Here is an 18,501-nt window from a genome sequence, read left to right on the forward strand (position 1 = left end):
TGCGGTTTTGACGTCTAAAAATGTCGATGCTTCGGGGGTCCAAATACAGCCGTTCACTTCTCGGAAAAGTATTAGACCTCGAGATATAGATGATGTTTGCGAGCGGCAATTAGAGCGTAAGCTTTTAGTTCTTCTTTGCAGAGAGCATGAGTCTAATTTCCGGATGGGTGTATTCGTCGAACTCTTCCTTGGGCTCGGTGTCAAAGGTGTAGTACGACTTGATAGATTCGTCCTCCGTCTTGATGCTGATTTCTTCATATAGGGATCCGGCTAAAAATGCCTGTTTAAATTCATCCGACAGGCTGCATGGCGTGAGGAGGCCCGGTGTGGCAACGGAAATGTCCAACCCGTTGAGCGGGGCGCAGAGCGTCGCGATATCCTGCTCGGCGCGGGCGAGGTTGTCTGCAAGGCTTTCCTCGGGGTCGATCTGACTGGTGTAATCGACGTCCGTGAGCATGCTGTCTGCATCAAAAGAAAGGTAGACATAGGCTGCTTGAGCGCCGAGGTCATTATCGCGTAGATAGCCGATTATGCGGTAGCCGTAGTCGTGATATGACACGTATGGGTCGTCTGCTGCGACGCGTTCGCACACGGGCTCCAAGGCATCTTGCGCGATGGCGAGCTGCTCGGCGGCTGCAGCCTTTCTTGCCTGAAGCTCGTTATTTCCCTGGATAAACTGCGGGATGTAGACGCCAAGCAGCACAATGACGGGCACCACTGCGAGAGCTATGACCTGCTTCTTGACGCTTGGAATCGTCACGCCGTATGCGTTTGCCATGGCCTCGGCATTGCTCGAGGTTTCGGCTAGCACGTCTGCCGCCGTGGCGACTGCCCCTACGGCGCCGGCGACCTCGGCGGCACCGCCCAGGTCGCGCGCGAGATCGTTATCGCTGTTCTTGAGCATGCGGCCGGCAGCTTGCGCGGAAAGCACGCCGGCGACCTCCGCGGAACGGTCCTTGTTAGTCTGGGCTACCGCAAGCCTGCTCTGCAGCTCCTTCCACTGTTTGCCCTGCATTCCAAAGCGCGGCGCAAGAGCGCAATAGCAAAAGATGGCGAGTTCGATTGCGGTGAGTGCGATGGCGGTACATATGCCCGCGGGTTGGAATTCCTTTTGGTGGAACGCGATATCGTTGATCATTTGGAGCGGCAACATCAACAGGCATGCCACGAACGACATGACGAGTGCGGTCGCTGCGATCTTGGGGTATGTGCAGTACCGCTGGATGCGTTTCTTTTCTTGTTCGGTGAGCTGCTGCATGGGGCCTCGACTCTCATCGTTTTTGGGCGATGCGCACATGCTCTTGAGTATAGATGAGTGGAGGGTGTCTGTTGTTCAGACATAGCGGTCAACAGCGTGCTGTTGGCGGTCGTCGTGATCATGAACGTCGTTTTTGGAGCATGGAGCCGCTGTCATGGGGCGAATGACGCGCAAGGGGGCTGTCGCGGGACAGCCTCTCGCTGTTTGTGAGCGCCAGCAAATCGAAGGTGAATGGTTTCCCGAGAAGTGAACGACCTATTCTGGACCTCTGAAGCATTCGCACTTTTGGATGCAAAAACCGCAGGATTTGAGTGATAAAACCGCAGGAATTGGTCTTCCAAAAGTGTCGATGCTTCGGGGGTCCGATTTTACTCGTTCACTTCGCGGAAAAGCATTCACCTTCGTTGCGTGAGGCGACGGATGGAAGGGTGATTATCGTCAAGTAGCTACCTCTGCCTTGTGAATCATCTGAAGCACAAGGCATAATGCATGTGACAAGGGGGCAGTCCCTTTACCGCATTGATCTGAGAGTAGATGTTGATGATTCTATCGTTGGCCCCTATGGAGGGGATTACTGGGCATGTGTTCCGCCGCGTGCATGCGGAGTGCTTTGGTGCGCTCGACTGCTACTACACGCCGTTTTTGCCGCCGCCGCGGGTGGGAAACCGCTTTGGCGGCAAGGCGTTTAAGGAGATCGATCCTGCCAATAACCAGGGGCTCAACGTAGTGCCTCAGCTGATGTCTAAGAACGCGGACGAGTTTGTATGGGCGGCACAGGTGCTCGCCGACATGGGCTACCGCGAGGTCAATCTCAACCTTGGCTGCCCCTCGGGTACGGTTGTTGCCAAGGGTAAAGGATCGGGCTTTCTGCGCAACCTCGACGAGCTCGAGGTGTTCTTGAGCGATGTGTGCGAGCGGTCACCGTTGCCGGTATCGGTCAAGACCAGGCTGGGGCTTGAGAGCGACGACGAATACGAGCGTGTGCTCGATCTGTATTGCCGCATGCCGTTGGCAGAGCTGATCGTGCACCCGCGCGTGCAAAAGGACCGCTATACGGGATCGCCGCGCAAGGAGTTTTACGGCGAGACGCTGGAACGCGCGCCGTTCCCCGTGGCCTATAACGGTGACATTTTCGATCTTGAGGATATGGACGCGCTGGTGGAGGCCTATCCCGGCACGCGCCATGTAATGCTGGGGCGTGGCTTGCTTGCGAATCCCGCGCTCGCTCGCATGGTCAAGGGTGGCCCTGCTGCAACGGCTGCTGAGCTGCAGCGCTTCCACGACACGCTGTTTGCGGCCTATGCAGAAGAGATTGGCGGCAATGCGGTCTTTCGCATGAAGGAGTGGTGGTTCTACGCCAAATGCGCCTTCGCCGACCCCGCTACCGTTCACAAGCTCGTACGCAAGACCAAAAAGGTCGACGAATACCGCGCCGCCGTCGAGCGCGTCTTTCGCGAACAGCCACTTGCGCCCATAGCACGCTTCCACGGCTAGTTAGTCGTTGGGGACGCACTTTAACGACTAGTCATTTAAAAGAACGTCCCGAATGACTATGTTGCAAAATACCGTACGCCAGCATCCAAAGATGTCGAAAAATGTCGACTTTGGATGCTGGCGTACGTCTTTGGGCTCGGTGGATAACTAGGCAATCATTGCATCGATCGTGATGAGCTCCCTGAGTCGCTCTGTGCGTGTCTGCCCATGGCGCTTTGCTTTTGCGTCAAACGCATCAAGAACCGACTCACCCACACGTGCCGATAAAACAATGCTTGGCTCATCAGAGATCGGCGGTCTTCCCAGCTTGATGGTGCGACCCTTCGGCCACTTATCTTTTTCGTATGCCTCCGCGGCTTTCTCCAACTCTCCGGGGGGCAAACCCCATCATCTTTTCGAGCTGCTTAGCGTCCATAGCGCCCCCTATCGATTGACATAATGTCGAGCGCTGGTTCTCGGAATCTCTTTTTGTATACAGTTTTGTAGACAAAAATACAAGCAGTTTATCAAGCTAATTAGCGTGTATTGACTAGTTTTTTCGATAGGAAATGAGCATCGATGGCTTCGATATTTCTTCGCTTTCCAGTCTGGAACATGAGCGCTCATTGAACCTGCAGAGGGGGCACTTTAACAAACTATCGAGATTCTGGTCAGGAGCTTTCACCGGTCTTCGGTGGTGAGAACAGCTCAATTCGCGACACAGTGTGTCGCGAATTGGAGTAGTCGCTGAGTGTTCTTTAACAACTAGTCATTCAAGAAAAGAGTGTCTAAGTGCCAGAATTGCCATTTTGAGTCGTCCCTAACGACTATTCTGGAGGGCTGTGTGCAAAAAAGGGCAAATATGAGTACTGTTGCCATTATGGTTGCATTTATTTTTTTCAAAAATGAGGTCCCTGATGAGATTTAATACCATTAGGCGTCTCTTTTATTGAACATATGGGGAGGAATAACGCCGTCTGCGGGCGCTTGGGGCGTTGAATGATCCCTGAAATGATTAAAATCGCTGTTACTAAACAAGTAGCAGTACTCATATTTGCCATTTTTTGAACACGGTCCTCTAAGGAGCCCTTTCCAGAGATGTCAGATGGCCTCAAACAGCCATAATCCAAAGGTCGTCTCAAACAACCAGTCATTTAAGAACGTCCCCAATGACTACCCATGCAAAAAACTGTACACCAGCATCCAAAGATGTCGAAAAATGTCGATTTTGGATGCTGGTGTACATGTTTGGGTCGTATGGGTTGGGGCCAGCCGACCGCAATAGAACGCTAGAGCAGGTTCTCCTGCGCCCACGCGATGATGTCGCTCGATTCGTAGAGTGGCTTGCCGTCGATGAACAGGCAGGGAACCTGGCGTTTTCCGCCGACGGCGATGAGTGTCTGCTCGGCATCGGTATCGGTCGAGATATTGCGCTCGGGAATGGTCACGCCGTTATCGGCAAGGAAACGCTTGACCTTTATGCAATACGGGCAGCCGGTCATAACGTACAGCGCGAGCTCATGATTAGTAGCCATGGGTCTCCAATCGGTTGAGGTTTTGATTGAAATACCCAAAGCCGCCGCGGTCTATGCGCGCGTCAACGACGACTCGATGGCCTGAACTAGAAACGCCGTGGCTCCGGTGCCGCATGGCTTGTCGTAGTAGTCGATAAAGCGCTGATCGGCGAGGTAGCCGTGGGCGAGCCCCAGATAGGCCTCGTCTTGGGGCTCGCTGCCCCAGTTGAGAGCTATCCAGCGGTGATGCATCGCGACGAGCTTGCGAGCCTCGCTTCCATCCGCATCGCCGTCGCCCATGGCAATCGAGAGCTGACCCAGAATAGCGCGTTCAAGTTCCTTCATGTCGTTCCATGTCTGATGATCCATGTCCAGTAACGTTTCGTTTGCTGCATCGATAGCCTCATCGCCATAGCGCGACCGCGCCTCGGCACCGTAGCGCTCCTCGTTTTCCTGCACGGTGTGCCAGCGCTCCAGCTGTGGCAGCACGGCTCCCATGAGCGAGACGGCTTCGTCGAGCGACATACCGGTGTTTTGTGCCAGCCGCGGGGCACAATCTTCAATCATCGCCTCCATGGTGGTGTCGTAGGTGTACTTACCGTGGTCGTAGCACCACTTGCAGTAATGGTCGGTCGTGGCGCCCGTGGCGTCGGTGCCGCAGTCGTCGGGCGTGAGTATCATGCCGCAGCTCTGGCAATAGCGCTCGGGCATTTCGAGCAGATGAGACAGGGGCTCGCCGGTCACGGCGGCGATGAGCTTCATCATGTCGATGCCCGGTGTGACCTCGCCGCGTTCCCAACGGCTGACGGCTTGGCGTGTGACGAAGAGCTTGGTGGCGAGCTGCTCCTGGGTAAGGTGATGGACGCGACGGACAGCAATGAGCTTTTCTGCAAAGGCCATAGCGGTTCCTTTCTGCTGGTTGATGGCTTAAGCATACGCGGCAGCAGGTGCCCTTCCAAGCAACCGTTGGTTGCACGACGGGGAACCGCGGCGAAGAATTGCGCGCAACGCCCCACACCTCCATGCCGTACAATGACCGGCATGGAACCTATTGCACACATACATACCGATCTGCCGCAGAAGTTTGGCATTCCGCGCAACAGCTTTTTGGCGCCCCATCTGCAGGGACGCATCGTGTTTGAGCCGGAATTTGCCTCCAGTGCGGCGGTCGAGGGTCTGGACTCCTTCTCTCACCTATGGCTGCTGTGGCGCTTCGAAAACGGAACGCCCGGCGGCACGGCTAAGGACATAGCTGCCGATGCCAAGACGCAGGACAGGTCCGGCACCAACGCAAAATGGTCGAAAACCGTGCGCCCGCCGCGGTTGGGTGGAGCCAAGCGCGTGGGCGTGTTTGCCACGCGCAGTCCGTTTCGCCCTAATCCCATCGGTCTTACCTGCGTCAAGCTCGATCGCGTCGAGCTCACCGACAATGGTCCCATCATCCATGTGCTGGGGGCCGACCTGCGTGACGGCACGCCCATCTACGACATTAAGCCCTATATTCCATTTGCCGACTGTCACCCAGATGCGACGGGCGGCTGGATTGAGGGTACTCCGTGGCAAGAGCTCGACGTCGAGTTCCCACAAGCGCTGCAGGATATGGTCCCGCCCGCAAAGCTCCCTGGTTTGGTCGAGGTCCTTCGCCAAGATCCGCGCCGCGCGGGCAGCAAGCACGAGCCAAACCGCGTTTACCATTTGGCTTACGCCGGGCTTGATATATCGTTTACGGTCGACGGCGCCAGGTTGACGGTAACCGCCATCAACGACGCGCGGGACTAACCATCCGTCCGTATCCGTCAAAAACAACGCCTAACCCCGCTCCAAAACCGCCCACGCTGGTGGACAATAACGCCTACCAAAACAATCAACTTTGCACGGGAGTTCAGCATGAAATACGACTTTAGCTCGCTTATCGACCGCCACGGCATGGACTCCATCGCCGTTGACTCCTGGGGCGAGATCCCCGGTATGGCTCCGAACGCACCCGACGAGGGCTTCGACCGCATTCCCATGTGGGTGGCCGACATGAATTTTGCCACGGTGCCCACGGTCCAGGAGCATATCATTCAGCGCGCTCAGCATCCCATGTTTGGCTACTTTAACCCGCGCGCCGAGTACTTCGACCGCATCATCGAATGGCAGAGCCGCCGCAATGGCGTCGAGGGCCTGCGCCCTGAACATATCGGCTACGAAAACGGCGTGCTGGGCGGTGTCGTGTCGACGTTGCGCGCGTATGTCCAGCCGGGCGATGCGGTGCTGGTCCATAGCCCCACCTACATCGGCTTTACCAAATCCATCGAAGCCGCGGGCTATCGTATTGTCCACAGCCCGCTTAAGCTCGACGATCAAGGCGTGTGGCGTATGGACTTTGAGGACATGGAGCACAAGCTCGCCCAAAACCACATCCATGCCGCGGTGTTCTGCTCGCCGCACAATCCCTGCGGCCGCGTATGGGAGCGCGACGAGATCGAGCGCGCCATGGACATCTATCGCCAGCACGATTGCGTGGTGATCTCGGACGAGATTTGGTCCGATATCATCCTGCCGGGGCACAAGCATATCCCGACGCAGTCGGTGAGCGAGGATGCCCGCATGCGTACGGTTGCCCTCTACGCGCCCAGCAAGACGTTCAACCTGGCGGGCCTGGTCGGCAGCTACCACATTGTCTACAACGAGACGCTGCGTGACCGCATGTGCGCCGTGTCCGACAAGACTCACTACAACGAGATGAATGTCCTCTCCATGCATGCGCTTATCGGTGCCTATCAGCCGCAGGGCTACGAGTGGGTGGACGAGCTCAACCAGGTACTTGCCGGCAATATCGAGTACTTCTGCACGTATGCAGAAAAGCACTGGAAGGGCGTCGCGTTTTCACGTCCGCAGGGCACGTACATGGTGTTTCTGGACTGCACCGAGTGGTGCCGCGAGCATGGCCGCGATATTCAGTGGTTGCTCGACGAGGGGGCGCGCGTGGGCGTGGGGTATCAGGACGGCCGCCCGTTCCACGGGCCCTGCCACATTCGCGTGAATCTGGCGCTGCCGCTTTCGCGCGTGAGGGAAGCGTGCGACCGCCTGGACCGCTACGTTTTTAATGCACGGTAAGCGTGCGCTGCATGTGGGGCCTTCTGCCAAGTTGGCTAGAAGGCCCCGTGTGGTAAGGCATCTGTAACCATTGGGCGCAGACCTGCTGAGAGGCTTACTTTTCTTGAATCTGCTTGCCGCAAAGATGCTCAATTGTAATCTCGTAGAGCTGGACGCCCTTAATGTCCTTGGCGATTTCCTCTTCGACTTCTTCGGCAGAAGGGTAGTACTTAAGCGCGAGCTGGCGAACTTTATCTTCGATAAAAGCAGGGGTGTCATTCGCCAGGCGACAGCGGCCAAAGACCACGGTACTCATAACGTAGGGAGCCCAGTCACCGTCCTTGTACCACTCGTTGCCGTAAACGGTAAAGCAGACCTTGTCATCGCGCTTGAGTGAATCGACCTTGTGGCCAGCCTTGGCGCCATGGAAATAAATCTTGTCGTGCTCGGCGTCAAAGAAGTAGTTGACGGGAATGGCGTACGGGTAGCCATCGTCGCCGTTGACGGCAAAGACGCCGCGCTTGCAGGTAGCGAGCAGTTCGCGCGCTTCCTCGTCGGTGATGGCGCGTTTCTTTCGACGTAAGGGCCTAAACATCGTTGGCTTCCTTTCTGGTCGTGCGTGGTGGTTGAGCACAAACTATAGCGAAACGGATCCGTTTTTCTTGATGCGCGCGAGTATGTTTTTGAGCTTGTTAAAGTCGAGCGGTTTGGACAGATGGGCGTTCATGCCGGCATCGTGTGCCGCCTTGGCGTCCTCGGCAAAGGCGTTGGCGGTGAGCGCGATGATGGGGATATCGGCTGCATCGACCTTCTCGCTCAGACGAATCGCGCGGGTTGCCTCATAGCCGTCCATGCCCGGCATCATGATGTCCATCAGAATCGCATCGAAGCTGCCGGCGGGACGACCAGCGTATAGGTCGACCGTTTCGTTGCCGTCGGCGGCGCGAGTTACGACGATGCCCTCGCTTTCGAGTAGAGTCTGGGCAATCTCGGCATTGAGCTCGTTGTCTTCTGCCAAAAGGACGTTCATGCCGGCAAGCGAGCAGCTGTTTGTCTGCCTGCTCGCATCCTCTCTAGCCTGAGGGTTCTTGTCGATATCGAGCGGAATCTGGACGTTGAACGTACTCCCCACGCCAATCTCACTCGAAATCTCAATCGTACCGCCCATCAGTTCAATAAGCGACTTGACGATTGGCATGCCCATGCCGGTTCCTTGGAACTTACTGCGCGCATCGTCACCTTCTTGGGCAAACGGTTCATAGATATGCTTTAAAAACTCGGGAGCCATGCCAATGCCGGTATCCGAAACGCTAAAGCAAAAGAGCGCGCGCCCATCATCGAGTGGCTTGGTCTTTGAACTAAAGGTGACGGAGCCGCCGCGCTTGTTGTACTTGATGCTGTTGTCTAACAGGTTGATTATGATCTGTCGGATATGGGTGGGACTGCCGATCATGTATGGCCCCGTGGCGTACGGCAGACTATTGTCCTGCATTGTGATGCCGTTATCGGATGCGCGGAGCTTGCACAGCACCAGCGTATCGTCACAGAGCTCTTTGAGGTTAAAAGGCGCATGTTCCAGAGTTAGCTTGCGGTCTTCGATTTTGCCCATCTCGAGGATGTCGTTGATCAGCGAGAGTAGGTGATTGGCGGCAACACGCGCCTTGGCGCGGCTTTCGCGGGCGGCCTGCATGTCGCCGTCTTTCAATTCCTCAATTTCGATAAGACCCAGGATGCCGTTGAGTGGCGTACGGATGTCGTGGCTCATGCGCGTGAGGAATGCCGTCTTAGCGGCGTTGGCGGCATCGGCTTTCTGCTGTTCTTTCTGCGCGCGGTGAAGCGACCAGACAAGGATGACGATGCCGGTGAGCAAAATGCAGATGACGACTGCCGCAATGACGATGCGGTTGCGGTAGAGAAGTCGAAACGCATCCGATTCTTGCGCCGAGTACGATGTGGGGGAATAACTGCTTGCAGAGAGCGATTCGCCAGCATTGACGATGCCCTTATTAATGATTCCCAACAGCACGGGCTTGCCGCGCGAAATCAAACACGATAGCTGTGCCGTGTCGGTGAGCTCCTGTGTTTGGAAATCCTCGATATCGTAGGTGTCGCGGATGGTTTTCAAGCGCGTGCTGGGGACAATGATGCAACTTGCCTCCCCCTTATTGAGGGCTTCGCGTACCTCGTTGTCATTCGGATACTCGGTTACCTTTGCGTCGGGGAATAGGTTTGCGAGCTCAAAACGGTTGACGATCGCGTCTGCTGTGCAAGCGATGTTCTTAAGGTCACTGTTCAGGTTGCTGCTGCTGTGAATGGCGGCTAGGGAAACCGTTCCCATCGGGTTTGACAGGATGACCCCTGCCTGCTCGGCAAGCCAGTAGTCGCGAAACAACGGTAGGGCGACATCGATGGTCCCTGTGGAAAGGGCTTTGGTCATTTGCTCGTTGTTCGAGAACGCTACTGTTGCAACCGTAATGCCAAACTTGTCGTGCAACGTCGTTGCAAGCGAGGCGAGCGACCCTTCCATTTCGCCGTCGTCATTTTGCGTGCAGTAGGGGAGTTTGTTTTTAAGATAGCCGATCGTGATGGTGTTGTCGTTTGCTTTGAGCCAGGAGCGCTCGGGGCCGGTGAGCGATGATGAGCCGCTGTTTTGGGCCGAGTAATTCGCCTTGACCTCGTCGTTATAGCGTGGGTTGACGCGGGCGATTGCCGTCATGGCGGCATTGATATCGTTCATCAGGTCGGGGCGGCTTTTGGGGACGGCAAAATAGTAGTCACTCGAGCCAACGTAGAACATGGGCGACGCATCGGGCGACGAGATGGTGTCGTTCATGATGACGGCGTCGACTTCGTCGTTTGCGAGTGCGTCAAAGAGCATGGAGCCTCCGTCATACTCCCTGTATGTGCAGGTGATTCCTTCGTTGGCGAGCCACTGCTGGCCAACGAAGGTTTGCATAACACCGGAGTTGCAACCGATGGTAAGGCCCTGGAGCGCTTGGGGGTCACCCTTGGCCAGGTCGTCGCGATCGGGCTTGGCGTAGATGTAGTAGCGCTCGGCGCCCTCGGGGTTCGAGGAGAAGAGCAGCTTTTGGGCGCGTTCCTCGGAGTAGGAGATGTTGGGCATGAGGTCGATTTCGCCCGCCTCGAGCATGTCCATAAGCTCGGTGAAGGTGCCGGAGACGTATTCGTATTGCCAGCCCGGCGTGTAGTATGACAGCGTCTGCAGGTAGTCATAACCCCAGCCCGAGAGACGCTCGCCGGGGGTGCCGTCCTGGAAGCCTTCGTTGTTGATAAGCCAGCCAACGCGGACCGTCTTGACCTGCTGGTCAGAGTCGGCGGCAAAGGCGGGGACGGGTATGACGGCGCTCAGCACGGCGAACGCAGCAAGCGCGACGGCCAGGGTGCGACATATAACTGAACGAAGGACAGCGGAAGCTCTCACGTGCAATCCTAACGAATCGAGACAATACCGCATAAGGATACCAGCTCAGCCTGCCCAGTCGGCCGCCGCACCGCTAAACGGTCCCGTCCGGCAGTTGGGGACAGTCCCTTTCTGCCGGCACAAAAGGAACGTCCCTAACTGCCGGTTGCCTAACTGCCGGTTGTGGGACAATACCGAGCAAACGTGATTGGGCGTCTGGGGAAAAGGGGTCGCGATGAAAAAGCTGAGGACGCTTGCCGATGTTTTGCGCCAGGCCGGTTTCGTGCGTATCACGGGCCTGTTCCTCGTCTTCTATCTGCTGTGCTCGACGGCTGTCTGGCTGTCCGAGCCCACGACCCTTACGTTTGGCGATGGTCTCTGGTTTAGCTTTGAGACCGTCTCGACCATCGGCTTTGGCGATATCCCGGCCGAAACGCCGGTCGCCCGTGCTATTACCGTCGTCCTGAGCGTCATCAGCATCTTCTACATTGCCATGCTCACGGGTGTGGCGGTGAACTACTGCAATACGCTCATCAAGCTGCGCCAAAAGGACACCATGGCGCGCTTTATGGACGATCTGGAGCATTTGGAAGAGCTCGATCGTGACGAGCTCGCCGACCTGTCGCGCCGTGTGCGCGAATATCGCCGACGCCAACGCTAGAACGGGCGCCGCGCGTCACGACGAGGGGGACTGAATATGAATATCACGGTATACCTGGGCGCCAGCGTCGGCAATGACCCGGCGTTTCTGCCTGCGGTGCAAGAGCTGGGCAACTGGATTGGCTCCAACGGGCACGCGCTGGTATACGGCGGGTCCAAATCGGGCCTGATGGGCGCGCTCGCCGATAGCGTACTCGAGGCAGGTGGACACGTGACGGGCGTTGAGCCGAGCTTTTTTATAGAGGCCGAGTTTCAGCACGACGGCATCGATGACCTCATCGTGACGAGCGATATGGCCGAGCGCAAAGCCAAGATGATTGAGCTCGGTGATGCGTTCATCGCCTTTCCCGGCGGGACGGGCACGCTCGAGGAGATTGCCGAGGTCATGTCCGCGGTGTCGTTGGGGCACCTGAGTGCTCCGTGCATCCTGTATAACCTTGACGGTTACTACAACGACCTCAAGGCGCTGCTCGGGCACATGATTGATAAGGGGCTTTCGAGCCCGAGGCGCCAGCACGGCATCTACTTTGCCGACGATTTGCGCGAGATTGTCTCGATTATCAACGGATAAGTCTTGAGCCTGCCCCACTATGACTCCCAATGGTGCCGTTTGTGGCGCAGATGGTTGGCTTGTCTGGGCAACGCTCGCTCTACAATAAAACATAACTATGTCGACTTTGACCGCGGGAGGACCCGATGGACAACCTTGCCAAACCCACAAACCGCGTGCTGTTTTTAGTTAGCGTTGCCGTGACCGGTGCGTTCGCAGGTGCCGCGGTCTGGCTGTTCTTTTTTGCGATGGAGCACGGTATCGACTATCTGTGGACCGAGATCCCCCACATGCTGGGCGCGGCGTCGCCCGAACTCGCCAGCGGCCCGTTCGGTTTTCTGCCGTATCCGTTTTTCGTCTGCCTGCTGGGCGGCCTGCTGATCGGCCTGTACGAAAAGCTTACGGGCACCAAGACCGACGACCTCAACCAGGTGATGGCTAAGGTTAAGCAAGACGGGCGCTACCCGTACGACAACCTGGGCAAGCTTTCGCTCGCGGCATTGCTGCCGCTGCTGTTTGGCGGAAGTATTGGACCGGAGGCCGGCCTGACCGGCGTTATCGCGGGTCTGTGCAGCTGGGTCGGCGACCGCATGCGCCGCTTTGGCGCCGAGTTCAGGGAGCTCACGCTGTTGGGCACCCAGGCCGCGCTGACGGCGCTCTTTACCGCGCCCGTCTTTGGCTTTGTGGCGCCGCTCGCCGGTAGCGCCGACGGCCAGGGCGAAGACGCCGGCGATGGGTCCGCGTCCGGCGAGATCACCATCAAGCTGCCCAAGGCACAGAAGACGGTGGTCTACGGTATCGCGATCGCTGGCGGTCTGGGCACCTACCTGCTGCTCGGCCAGGTTATGGGCGGCGGCATGGGCATGCCCAGGTTCGAGGCCGCCGAGGTGGGCAACCTGGAGCTTGCCTGGCTCATCTCGCTGGCGTTGGTTGGCACCGTTTGCGGCTGGCTGTACTTTGTCTCGGAGCACGCGAGCGAGGCGCTGTCCCATGCAATAGGGGAGCGTCCTGTCGTCAAGGCCATGCTGGCCGGTCTGGCGCTCGCCATCTGCGGCACGGTCTTGCCCTACACCATGTTTGCCGGCGAGACCCAGGCCGATGTACTTATGGAGACCTACCTCACCATTCCCGCCGGCGTGCTTATCGCGACCGGTCTTGTTAAGGCCATGCTGACGCCCGCCCTCATCAACCTTGGTTGGCGCGGCGGCCACTTCTTCCCCGTTATCTTCTCGGGCGTAAGCCTGGGCTATGGCCTTGCCATCCTCACCGGCGCAGATCCGGTCTTTTGCGTCGCTGTCTGCACGGCATCGACGATGGGCGCCGTCATGCGCCAGCCTGTCATGGTTGTGGGCCTGCTGCTTATGTGTTTCCCACTCAAGGGTATCGTCTGCATGATCATCGCCGCAGCCATTGCCGCTGGCATTCCACTGCCCAAGCCGCTGCGCAAGTAGCGCGGCAGCGCGCGGTCAGTACAAACATCTCAAGTCCGGTGCGGGCGCTGTGTCACGGATTTGCGGGTGGACTGGATTTCGTTCGGTATCGGCGCTACTTCCAAATTGCAAGCGCGGCGGTGCCCAGTACGATGAGGACGAGACCGATGGCGCTGCGGCGGGAGAGTTTTTCGTTGAATGCCAGGCGCGCAAATAGCACCGATACGACAATCGATAGTTTGTCGATCTGCACCACGACACTCACCTGGCCTGCAGCGATGGCATAGTAATAGAGCAGCCACGATGCTCCAGTCGCGATGCCCGATGTTGCGAGAAATGTGAGTTCGCGCCGGTCAACGTGCGCGACCTGCTCCAGTTTTCCCTTGGCTGCCACGATTGCCCATGCCATAACCAGTACCACGCAGGTGCGGATTGCCGTGGCCAGGTTTGACTCGACGCCTTCGATGCCGATCTTGGCGAGGACGGAGGTGAGTGCCGCGAACACGGCGGCGCCGAGGGCGTAAGCGAGCCAGGTTCGGTCTTGCTGCTGCTCGGGTTCGGCGGACTGCTTCTTCTCGATCATTAAAAACGTGCCGAGGGTGATGACAGCGGTTCCCACGAGCTTAACCGCAAGGTTGCTCGTCTCGTCAAAAAGCGCGATGGCGACCAGCGCGGCGAGCACGGTGCTCATCTTGTCGACCGGTACGACCTTATTGACATTTCCGATGCTCAACGCCTTAAAGTAACAGATCCACGAAGCACCGGTAGCGAGTCCCGAGAGGACGAGAAAGAGCCAGGATCTGGGTTCGATGCTGCCAATGGTTCCAATGGATCCAGAAATGCCCGCCATTACCCAGGCGAAAACGAGCACCACGCAGGTGCGAATGGCCGTCGCGACATCGGAGTCGGTCTGCTTGATGCCGCATTTGGCCAAGATGGATGTGATGCCGGCAAAGAATGCTGACGCAAATGCTGCGACAACCCACGACACGGGTGCGGTGCCTCCTTGGATAATGGGTTTATCCTGCGAGTTTTATGGACATGAGGATACCGCCCCGCCATGAAGGTTTGATATGGCCGCGGCGAGACGGGGGTTATGTTCCGGGGAGCCATTTGGTGAAGGCTCGAATTGTCGATATGCTGTCGACTTCTCTTTGGTTTCCAAGATCTAAACGGCATGCTTCGAAGGGCGGCGGCGTTGTTGCTGCTTCGTCTTATCTAGTAAATGAGGTGGGGTGCCGCCCAAGTCCTTTAGCTGTCGATTACAGATCGCGTGCTCGATAGACCTTGGTGCTGACGGTGCAGCTGATTGCACATAGCGCGAGGGCCAGTACGGCAATTCCTGCGCACAGACCGCCAAGGACGGCAGGATCGGGATTCGCTCCGGCAATCGACATGAGCCAGTTGCTAATGGGGTTGGAAGAGCTCAGCATTGCCATGGTACCGCAGCCCATCAGGGCAAACAGGCCGACGGAAAGGCGCAGCGCCTCCATGTGTCCAAATCGAAAGAACAGCGGCTGTGCCAAAAACACCATCATGAGGGAGATGAGCATCGATGCGGCGGAGGCTATTGTGATCTCAAAGACGGTCTGTCCCGTCGAGGTCACGCCCGCACTGTTGAAGAACGGAAGGGCGATGATGTTCAAAAGCACGGCGGCGCATGCCATGACGGCCGAGAAAGCAATAACGCACAGGTAGCGTGCGCAGATGATGTCTTTGCGCGAGAACGGCAGCGTTGCCCGATAGCGCTCCCAGCCGTTTTGGTTATCGTAGCCAGCCAGTGAGTTCATGATTATGATGGGCGACATGGCGCTGACCGCGCAGGCGCCGGCGCTCATACCGGAATCGCCGTCCGATGCGTTGGCAAGGGTTAGCACGACGAAGATGAACAGGCCGACGCCCGCAATGCTCGGGATGAGCGTGCGAGCGATGGCGAGCTCGGACATAAAGGCGCGTTTCATTTCGAAGCCCCTTTCAGCGTGAGGCGAAGATAGTCATCAATGGTTGCCCGATCGCAGGGAATCTCGGGAAAGGCCTCGAGCGTTTCGCGACGGTTGGGCACGAGCACGTCCACGCTGTAGGCGTGGCGGGCGGCATGGGCACCTTCGACGCAAGCCATAAGCTCGGCGGCCTGCGCTTGGGTGCAGTGGGCGATGCCGGCTCGGTCGGTAATGTCCTCGCGCGGCAGGTCAAACACAATCGAGCCGTTATCGATGCAGATGACGCGGTCGGCGGCGCGATCGAGGTCGGACGTAATGTGGCTCGAGAGCAGCACGCTGTGCTGACCGTCGGCGACAAAAGCAAGCAGCTCATCGAGCAGTTCCTCGCGCGCCATGGGATCGAGGCCCGCGGTGGCTTCGTCCAAAAGGAGTAGCTTGGCATTATGGCTGAGTGCACAGGCAAGCTGCAGTTTCATGCCCATGCCGCGGGAGAGGTCCTTGACCTTTGTCTTGGGATCGAGGCCAAATCGGTCGATGAATCCGGCGAACGTTTTGCGGTCCCACGTGGGGTACGCCGGGCCTACGAGTGCCTCGATCTGGCCCACCTTGAGCGTTGAAGGGAAGGGGCATGTGTCCAGGACGAGACCGACGCGGGAGCGCAGGCAGCGCTGTGTCTCATCGGGCGCGTCGGCGCCACAGCGCTGCCCAAACAGGCGCACCTCGCCGGCATCGAGCTTGATAAGCCCGAGCGCGGCGCGAATGGTCGTTGTCTTGCCGGCACCGTTAGCGCCCACAAAGCCAACAATCTGGCCGGGCTCCACGGCGAGCGTGACATCGCGCAGCGAAAAACGGTCGCTCACGCGGCGTGAGACACCTTTGAGTTCTAACAAGTTTTGCATGGTATAGCCTTTCTTGCAGATGGCTACTGCATGGTTTCGGGGGCTACCAGGTCGAGCATCTCGTGCAGTTTGTCGCGCGTGACGCCCAGGGCTTCGGCTTGTTCTGCCGCCTGCGTAAGCAGCTCTTCGATATGGCAGAGCTGGTTTTCACGCAAGAGTTCTTGGTTGCCGTCGGCAACAAAGCAGCCCTTGCCCTGCACGGTACAGATAAACCCGAGCTGCTCCAGATCGGCGTAGGCGCGCTTGGTGGTGATGACGCTCACGCCCAGGTCGCTCGCGAGTGCGCGGATGCTGGGGAGTTTGGCTCCCGCGGCGAGCGAGCCCGAAAGGATTTGAGCTTTGACCTGCGAGGATATCTGCTCGTAGATGGGCTTGTCGCTCGAATTGGATAGGATAATGTCCACAGCGGCTCCTTAGCTGTTGGGCTACACGTGTATATAACCGGTAAGCACAGTATATATACACTATGCACAGTTACGCAAGAGACAAATTCGGATTAAGCCGGCTACCCAGACCCCAACTGATGAATTTGTCCTGATAGGTGCCCTATGGCGAGGTTTCACGGCTACAATAGGGCAGTTACATCGACGTAATGCATATAGAACGCAAGAAAGGATCCGCATGGCAAGCCTGTCGGATGAAATCTCGTCGCGCCGCACATTCGCGATCATCAGCCACCCGGACGCCGGTAAGACTACGCTTACCGAGAAGCTGCTGCTCTATACCGGCAGCATCCAGACTGCCGGCTCGGTCAAGGGCAAGAGCTCGGCCAAGCATGCTGTCTCGGACTGGATGGACATCGAGAAGGAGCGCGGCATCTCCGTCACCTCCTCGGTGCTGCAGTTCACCTATAACGGCGCCTGTGTCAACATTCTCGATACCCCCGGCCACCAGGACTTTTCGGAAGATACCTACCGTACCCTTATGGCCGCCGACGCTGCGGTCATGGTCATCGACGGCGCCAAGGGCGTCGAGGCCCAGACCAAAAAGCTCTTTAAGGTCTGCACACTGCGTCACATCCCCATCTTCACCTTTGTGAACAAGCTCGACCACGAGGCTCGCGATCCGTTTGAGCTCATGGAAGAGATCGAGAATGTCCTGGGCATCAATACGTATCCCATGAACTGGCCGATCGGCAGCGGCCGCAACTTCCGCGGCGTGTTCGATCGTCAGACTCGTCACGTCATTGCCTTTGAGGGCGACGGCCACGCCAACGCCACCAAGAAGGTCGCCGAGGTCGAGGCCGAGCTGGGCGATCCTTCTATGGACGAGCTCATCGGCGAGGAAAACCATAAGAACCTGATGGACGATATTGAGCTGCTCGATGGTGCCGGCGACGAGCTCGATTTGGATGCCGTGGCCTGCGGCAAGCTGAGCCCGGCGTTCTTTGGCTCGGCGCTTACCAACTTTGGCGTGGAGCCTTTCCTGAAGGAGTTCCTGCGTCTGGCCCCGACGCCGCGCGCCTATACCGATACGCTCACCAGCGAACCGGTCGATCCCTGCCGCGACGACTTTAGCGGCTTTGTGTTTAAGATCCAGGCCAACATGGACAAGAACCACCGCGACCGCATCGCCTTTGTGCGCATTTGCTCGGGCAAGTTCGAGCGCGGCATGGACGCCTTCCACGTGCAGGGCAACCGCAAGCTCAAGCTTGCCACGGGCACGTCGATGATGGCCGACGACCGCGCCATCGTGGACGAGGCGTACGCGGGCGATATCGTGGGCCTGTTCGATCCGGGTATCTTTAGCATCGGCGACACTGTGTGCTCCGGCAAGCGCCACGTGCAGTATCCGCAGATCCCGACGTTTGCCCCCGAGATGTTCGCTCGCATTACGCAGGTCGACACGCTCAAGCGCAAGCAGTTCGTCAAGGGCATGGAGGAGCTTGCCCAGGAGGGCGCCATCCAGATCTTCCGCGAGCTGGGTGCCGGCATGGAGAGCGTCATCGTGGGCGTGGTCGGCGTGCTGCAGTTTGAGGTGCTCGAGCGTCGCCTCAAGGCCGAGTACCGTGTTGAGGTTCGTCGCCAGCCGCTGCCCTATACGGACATCCGCTGGATCCAGAACGACCCCGACACTATCGATATCCCGGGCCTTTCGCTCACGCGCGACACCCTGCGTGTCGAGGACATGCGCGGCGGTAAGCTGCTGCTGTTCACGAGCCCGTGGAACGTGGATTGGGCAACCGACCACAATCCCGACCTGATCCTGTCGGAGTTTGGCAACGTAGCGTTTTAACGCATCGGCGCGATGGTCTTGCGGGGCTGCCGCGCCGGTT

16 protein-coding genes are annotated in these 18,501 nt (G+C 58.0%); 7 read left to right on the top strand and 9 right to left on the bottom strand.

Annotated features, from left to right (window positions below):
• Positions 1-124: 124 nt before the first annotated feature.
• Positions 125-1,258 carry a hypothetical protein gene (locus AAAX35_RS02205; RefSeq protein ID WP_117770479.1) on the bottom strand — a complete coding sequence of 378 codons (1,134 nt, stop codon included), beginning with the start codon at positions 1,256-1,258 and terminating at the stop codon, positions 125-127.
• A 540-nt stretch (positions 1,259-1,798) separates the two neighbouring features.
• On the opposite strand from AAAX35_RS02205, the gene AAAX35_RS02210 reads away from it, so the two are divergent.
• Positions 1,799-2,752, top strand: a complete 954-nt coding sequence (locus AAAX35_RS02210) for a tRNA-dihydrouridine synthase family protein (protein WP_117770483.1) — start codon at positions 1,799-1,801, stop codon at positions 2,750-2,752.
• A 1,268-nt stretch (positions 2,753-4,020) separates the two neighbouring features.
• Here AAAX35_RS02210 and AAAX35_RS02215 read toward each other — a convergent pair.
• Complete coding sequence (locus tag AAAX35_RS02215; protein WP_117769871.1) at positions 4,021-4,266, bottom strand: glutaredoxin; 246 nt, start codon at positions 4,264-4,266, stop codon at positions 4,021-4,023.
• Between the two features lie 51 nt (positions 4,267-4,317).
• Positions 4,318-5,145: a TipAS antibiotic-recognition domain-containing protein gene (locus AAAX35_RS02220; protein ID WP_349116595.1), complete on the bottom strand. Its 828-nt coding sequence runs from the start codon at positions 5,143-5,145 to the stop codon at positions 4,318-4,320.
• A gap of 141 nt (positions 5,146-5,286) precedes the next feature.
• On the opposite strand from AAAX35_RS02220, the gene AAAX35_RS02225 reads away from it, so the two are divergent.
• Both AAAX35_RS02225 and AAAX35_RS02230 read left to right on the top strand, forming a co-directional pair.
• Positions 5,287-6,024 (top strand): tRNA (N6-threonylcarbamoyladenosine(37)-N6)-methyltransferase TrmO, encoded by a 738-nt coding sequence (locus AAAX35_RS02225; RefSeq protein ID WP_233504610.1) that lies wholly within the window; start codon positions 5,287-5,289, stop codon positions 6,022-6,024.
• Between the two features lie 108 nt (positions 6,025-6,132).
• Entirely contained in the window at positions 6,133-7,347 is a 1,215-nt protein-coding gene (locus AAAX35_RS02230) for an aminotransferase class I/II-fold pyridoxal phosphate-dependent enzyme (RefSeq protein ID WP_117769869.1), read from the top strand.
• 94 nt (positions 7,348-7,441) lie between these two features.
• On the opposite strand, the gene AAAX35_RS02235 is transcribed toward AAAX35_RS02230, so the two are convergent.
• On the bottom strand, positions 7,442-7,921 hold the full coding sequence (locus tag AAAX35_RS02235) for a pyridoxamine 5'-phosphate oxidase family protein (protein ID WP_117769868.1): 480 nt from the start codon (positions 7,919-7,921) through the stop codon (positions 7,442-7,444).
• A gap of 42 nt (positions 7,922-7,963) precedes the next feature.
• On the bottom strand, positions 7,964-10,768 hold the full coding sequence (locus AAAX35_RS02240; RefSeq protein WP_349116596.1) for a transporter substrate-binding domain-containing protein: 2,805 nt from the start codon (positions 10,766-10,768) through the stop codon (positions 7,964-7,966).
• Between the two features lie 214 nt (positions 10,769-10,982).
• Between AAAX35_RS02240 and AAAX35_RS02245 the strand changes: the two genes are divergently transcribed.
• From AAAX35_RS02245 to AAAX35_RS02255, 3 genes are all read left to right on the top strand, one after another.
• Positions 10,983-11,408 carry a potassium channel family protein gene (locus tag AAAX35_RS02245; protein WP_117769866.1) on the top strand — a complete coding sequence of 142 codons (426 nt, stop codon included), beginning with the start codon at positions 10,983-10,985 and terminating at the stop codon, positions 11,406-11,408.
• Between the two features lie 36 nt (positions 11,409-11,444).
• Positions 11,445-11,978, top strand: coding sequence for a TIGR00730 family Rossman fold protein (locus AAAX35_RS02250; protein ID WP_117769865.1), 534 nt, complete (start codon positions 11,445-11,447; stop codon positions 11,976-11,978).
• Between the two features lie 125 nt (positions 11,979-12,103).
• Positions 12,104-13,408, top strand: a complete 1,305-nt coding sequence (locus AAAX35_RS02255) for a chloride channel protein (RefSeq protein WP_349116597.1) — start codon at positions 12,104-12,106, stop codon at positions 13,406-13,408.
• A 94-nt stretch (positions 13,409-13,502) separates the two neighbouring features.
• Here AAAX35_RS02255 and AAAX35_RS02260 read toward each other — a convergent pair whose 3' ends face one another.
• From AAAX35_RS02260 to AAAX35_RS02275, 4 genes are all read right to left on the bottom strand, one after another.
• Positions 13,503-14,378: an EamA family transporter gene (locus AAAX35_RS02260; RefSeq protein WP_349116598.1), complete on the bottom strand. Its 876-nt coding sequence runs from the start codon at positions 14,376-14,378 to the stop codon at positions 13,503-13,505.
• A 271-nt stretch (positions 14,379-14,649) separates the two neighbouring features.
• Positions 14,650-15,348 (bottom strand): ABC-2 transporter permease, encoded by a 699-nt coding sequence (locus tag AAAX35_RS02265; protein ID WP_349116599.1) that lies wholly within the window; start codon positions 15,346-15,348, stop codon positions 14,650-14,652.
• Positions 15,345-16,226, bottom strand: coding sequence for an ABC transporter ATP-binding protein (locus AAAX35_RS02270; RefSeq protein WP_349116600.1), 882 nt, complete (start codon positions 16,224-16,226; stop codon positions 15,345-15,347). Before AAAX35_RS02270 ends, AAAX35_RS02265 begins: the two co-directional genes overlap by 4 nt.
• A 23-nt stretch (positions 16,227-16,249) precedes the next feature.
• Positions 16,250-16,630: a GntR family transcriptional regulator gene (locus AAAX35_RS02275; RefSeq protein WP_349116601.1), complete on the bottom strand. Its 381-nt coding sequence runs from the start codon at positions 16,628-16,630 to the stop codon at positions 16,250-16,252.
• 217 nt (positions 16,631-16,847) lie between these two features.
• Between AAAX35_RS02275 and AAAX35_RS02280 the strand changes: the two genes are divergently transcribed.
• Positions 16,848-18,461: a peptide chain release factor 3 gene (locus tag AAAX35_RS02280; RefSeq protein WP_118081383.1), complete on the top strand. Its 1,614-nt coding sequence runs from the start codon at positions 16,848-16,850 to the stop codon at positions 18,459-18,461.
• Positions 18,462-18,501: the final 40 nt, after the last annotated feature.

Origin of the sequence: Collinsella sp. CLA-ER-H11 (genome assembly GCF_040092445.1) — a bacterium.
GTDB lineage: Bacteria > Actinomycetota > Coriobacteriia > Coriobacteriales > Coriobacteriaceae > Collinsella.

Excerpts from the sequence above, each read along its gene's own strand:
- AAAX35_RS02205 (WP_117770479.1), bottom strand. The coding sequence starts at position 1,258 with ATGCAGCAGCTCACCGAACAAGAAAAGAAACGCATCCAGCGGTACTGC.
- AAAX35_RS02210 (WP_117770483.1), top strand. The coding sequence starts at position 1,799 with ATGATTCTATCGTTGGCCCCTATGGAGGGGATTACTGGGCATGTGTTC.
- AAAX35_RS02215 (WP_117769871.1), bottom strand. The coding sequence starts at position 4,266 with ATGGCTACTAATCATGAGCTCGCGCTGTACGTTATGACCGGCTGCCCG.
- AAAX35_RS02220 (WP_349116595.1), bottom strand. The coding sequence starts at position 5,145 with ATGGCCTTTGCAGAAAAGCTCATTGCTGTCCGTCGCGTCCATCACCTT.
- AAAX35_RS02225 (WP_233504610.1), top strand. The coding sequence starts at position 5,287 with ATGGAACCTATTGCACACATACATACCGATCTGCCGCAGAAGTTTGGC.
- AAAX35_RS02230 (WP_117769869.1), top strand. The coding sequence starts at position 6,133 with ATGAAATACGACTTTAGCTCGCTTATCGACCGCCACGGCATGGACTCC.
- AAAX35_RS02235 (WP_117769868.1), bottom strand. The coding sequence starts at position 7,921 with ATGTTTAGGCCCTTACGTCGAAAGAAACGCGCCATCACCGACGAGGAA.
- AAAX35_RS02245 (WP_117769866.1), top strand. The coding sequence starts at position 10,983 with ATGAAAAAGCTGAGGACGCTTGCCGATGTTTTGCGCCAGGCCGGTTTC.
- AAAX35_RS02250 (WP_117769865.1), top strand. The coding sequence starts at position 11,445 with ATGAATATCACGGTATACCTGGGCGCCAGCGTCGGCAATGACCCGGCG.
- AAAX35_RS02255 (WP_349116597.1), top strand. The coding sequence starts at position 12,104 with ATGGACAACCTTGCCAAACCCACAAACCGCGTGCTGTTTTTAGTTAGC.
- AAAX35_RS02265 (WP_349116599.1), bottom strand. The coding sequence starts at position 15,348 with ATGAAACGCGCCTTTATGTCCGAGCTCGCCATCGCTCGCACGCTCATC.
- AAAX35_RS02270 (WP_349116600.1), bottom strand. The coding sequence starts at position 16,226 with ATGCAAAACTTGTTAGAACTCAAAGGTGTCTCACGCCGCGTGAGCGAC.
- AAAX35_RS02280 (WP_118081383.1), top strand. The coding sequence starts at position 16,848 with ATGGCAAGCCTGTCGGATGAAATCTCGTCGCGCCGCACATTCGCGATC.